Source organism: Trebonia sp. (assembly GCF_049794275.1).
Taxonomy (GTDB): domain Bacteria; phylum Actinomycetota; class Actinomycetes; order Streptosporangiales; family Streptosporangiaceae; genus Trebonia.
This window is the reverse complement of record NZ_JBARCR010000702.1, coordinates 1-3346: the sequence shown is the minus strand read 5'-3', so window position 1 is coordinate 3346 and position 3346 is coordinate 1. Positions and strand designations below refer to the sequence as shown.

At 65.1% G+C, this 3346-nt stretch carries 4 protein-coding genes; 3 read left to right on the top strand and 1 reads right to left on the bottom strand.

Annotation, left to right across the window (positions count from 1 at the left end; all coding sequences use genetic code 11):
* The coding region (locus WA805_RS18725) for an aldo/keto reductase (RefSeq protein WP_425242971.1) at positions 1 to 461 on the top strand (461 nt) is incomplete at its 5' end.
* Here WA805_RS18725 and WA805_RS18720 read toward each other — a convergent pair.
* Positions 444 to 779: an antibiotic biosynthesis monooxygenase family protein gene (locus WA805_RS18720; RefSeq protein ID WP_422273547.1), complete on the bottom strand. Its 336-nt coding sequence runs from the start codon at positions 777 to 779 to the stop codon at positions 444 to 446. The genes WA805_RS18725 and WA805_RS18720 overlap by 18 nt on opposite strands.
* 299 nt (positions 780 to 1078) lie before the next feature.
* On the opposite strand from WA805_RS18720, the gene WA805_RS18715 reads away from it, so the two are divergent.
* Both WA805_RS18715 and WA805_RS18710 read left to right on the top strand, forming a co-directional pair.
* Positions 1079 to 1402: an HAD family hydrolase gene (locus tag WA805_RS18715; RefSeq protein WP_422273545.1), complete on the top strand. Its 324-nt coding sequence runs from the start codon at positions 1079 to 1081 to the stop codon at positions 1400 to 1402.
* A gap of 142 nt (positions 1403 to 1544) precedes the next feature.
* Entirely contained in the window at positions 1545 to 2723 is a 1179-nt protein-coding gene (locus WA805_RS18710; protein ID WP_422273543.1) for an alkaline phosphatase family protein, read from the top strand.
* The last annotated feature ends 623 nt before the right edge of the window (positions 2724 to 3346 follow it).

Genomic DNA, 3346 nt, shown 5'->3' with positions numbered 1-3346 from the left:
TGCCGATGCTGGAAGCCGCGAGGGACCGGGGACTGGTCGGCCTGATCGGCGCCACCCACTACTCTCCGGCCGCCTTCGGCGACCTCGCCGATCTCATGCGCACCGGCCGCATCGATACGGTTCAGGTGCCCTACAACCCCACCCACCGCGAGGTAGAGCGCACGATTCTGCCACTGGCTGACGAGCTCGGTATCGGGGTCCTGCTGATGCGCCCCCTCGGCGAGGGACAGCTGGTGCGCCGGCCGCCCAGCCCGTCAGACCTGGAGCCGCTTCGCCCGTTCGGCGTCACCACCTGGGCGCAAGCCCTGATCAAGTGGGGCCTGAGCGACCAGCGCGTGCATGTCTCACTGGTCGCCACTGCCCATCCCGCCCGGCTGGCGGAGAATGCCGCGGCCGGCTCACCACCATGGTTCGGACCAGACGAGCGGCAGTACGTGCTTCGCCTAGCCGCGACCGGGTGAGCCGCCCGCGATCTCATAGGACCACACCTCGCTATGCACGCCCACCGGCCGCTGCGGCGCCTCGCCCCCAGCCCGCTCGGCGGCCGACCGGTGCCCGTGCATAAACGCGGGGGAGCTCACCCACGCCTGGAACGACTCCTCATCCCGCCACCGGGTCACCACCAGCCACACGGACCGGTCATCGGTCGGCTTGAGCAGCTCGAACCCCTCGAACCCCTCCTGGTCATCCACCGCGCCGGCCCGCGCGGCAAACCGCCGCGCCAGCTCATCCCCGCTGTCGTCGGGCACGGTAATCGCGTTGATCTTCACCAAGGTCATGCCCCCGATCATGCCAGCACGCGAACGGCCCGCCTCTCGCCAGGCCGACAACGTGGTCGATCGACACATGTCGGTGATGACGGTGTGATTCGTGATGCCGTACGAGGGCGCGGCGGACCCGGGAGGGGATTAAGCGTTAAGAAGTACATACTCTTCGACCATGATGGCGTCCTCGTGGACACCGAGTTCTGGTACTACAAGGCTGGGGAACGCGCCCTGGCAGACGTGGGACTGGCCCTGGACAAGGATCAGTACCTCCGGGACATGAACCGGGGATTGGGCACGTGGGCCCAAGCTTTGTGACGACTGCCAAACGTGCGGACTTCGAGCTCATCCACGAGAAGCGGCACATCAGGCAGTTCATGGACTTCGTCCTCGTCCGCGAGGACTACGAGCACGCCAAGCCGCACCCCGAGCCGTACCTGACCGGCCTGAAGCGCTTCGGAGCCACCAAGGAAGAGACACTGGTCATAGAGGACTCCCTCCGGGGGCTGAAGTCAGCGGTGGCGGCCGGCATCGTCTGTGCCATCGTTCGCAACGACTTTACGCATTCACCTGACTTCTCCGAGGCCACTTATCGCATCGAGGCCCTGATCGAGCTCAGGGACATCGTCGTGGGCTAGACCCGGGTGAATGTTTACGTTGAGACGGAATCAAAATAGCTTGATTTTTTCGCGCGGTGTCAGGTTATGCTAATTGGCTACAGGTTCGAAATATCGCCGGGAACGGTGCCATCAGGGACTGGAGCGGGAGGTTAATGTGAATATGCCAAGAGTTCTGCGCCGCCGGGTCGGGCCAGTGCGTGCCTGGATGGTGGCCGCGGCTGCGGTGACGCTGGCCACGGGAGCGCTCGCGGCGGTCGGCGTCCAGACCAGCTACGCCAGCACCGCTGGCGCGCAGGGAGGCGGCCAGGGCCATGGCACCCGGCTCGACCACGTGTTCATCATCATGCTGGAAAATCACGCTGCCGATCACGTGATCGGAGACCCGGCCGCCCCGTTCATCACCTCGCTGGCGAATACATACGGACAGGCCACCGACTACTTCGGCGTCACCCACACCAGCGAGCCCAATTACATCGCGGCCACCAGCGGTAATAACTGGTGGGTCAACAATGACAACGGCTGGTACCCCACCACGTCGAACAACTTCGGGCCGAACCAGTACGCGCACACCAACATCGTGGACGAACTCCAGGCGGCGCACATCCCGTGGGACGCCTATATGCAGGCAATGCCCTCTGCGGGTTACCTGCCCGACTTCTGGCCGAGCAGCTCGAACGCCCTGTACGCCAGCAAGCACAACCCGTTCATCCTGTACAACGACGTCCGGCTGAACCCGGCCCGCGCCGCCCACATCAAGCCCTACACCAGCATGGCCGCCGGCCTGAACGGCCCGAACCCGCCGCGCTATGTATGGATCAGCCCCGACGAGTGCAGCAACATGCACGGCGGCATCTACACCGCGGTGCCTGGCTTCCCCGACACCCCGTGTCCGTACAACGATGTGCCCGGAGACGCCAACGACCAGGCGCTGAAGGCCAAGGCCGATGCCTTCGTCAAGGGCGCGGTCCAGACGATCATGAGCAGCCGGGCCTGGACGGGCAACAGCGCGATCTTCATCGTCGCCGACGAGACCGACTTCGACGGCACCAACCCCACCGACAACGACTACGCATCCGTGGAGGGCTGCTGCGATTCGCCCGTCCTGCCGGCCGGAGACCCGCAGATCAGCGCCAGCTGGCCTGGCGGCGTATACGGCGGCGGCTCGGCGCCGATGATCGTGGTCAGCCGGCTGGGACCGCGGCACGCCACCGACGCCACGCCGTCCAACCACTACTCGATGCTGCTCACCATCGAGGAAGGATTCGGACTGGGCAAGCTCGGCTACACCTCCGATTCCGCGCAGGTCCAAGCTCTCTGGCCGCTCATCACCGGACACTGAGCACCGGGCGCTGAGCACCGGGCACTGTCCCTGGCCGGCGGCCATCGCTGCCGGCCAGGGGCAGTGCCATCACAGGCCTGCTACCAGTTCTCAGGGCTGAGGACAGAGGCCATTTGGCCGTGCTGAACGGAATGTCGGAGTCAAGGGACCTACCCTGCCGCAGGACAGGTTTGCGCCTGAGGCAACGCCAGCTGAGCCTGATAGGCCCGGTACCGAGTCATCTCCTACGCCCGCCCGGGTGCGGCAGCGATCCGAGGTCCGGTTCCGGCATAGATCGCCACCTCAGGACGTGACATCGCTGTGACCGGGATGGCCTTCCTCCGGCTGGAGGAAATCGGCGGGGTCGAGGTGATATCCCGTCTGGTTACTTACGAACCGCAACCCGGCGAATGTCTCGCGATCACCTGCCACCCTGCGGGCGCTGGGTACGTGAACCGGAGATTTCCAGATCCAGAATGTTAATTCCACCCATAGCCGGGCAGTGCGTCTCCCATCTGAAACCGACATTGCAGGGAGGCGACTATGGGCTGGGTGTGGGGCGGCGTCCTTATCGGCGTGGTTATCGTGGCTTTGGCCGTGGGCATCCCGTATTTCATGACACACAGGCGCATGCGCGAGCATCA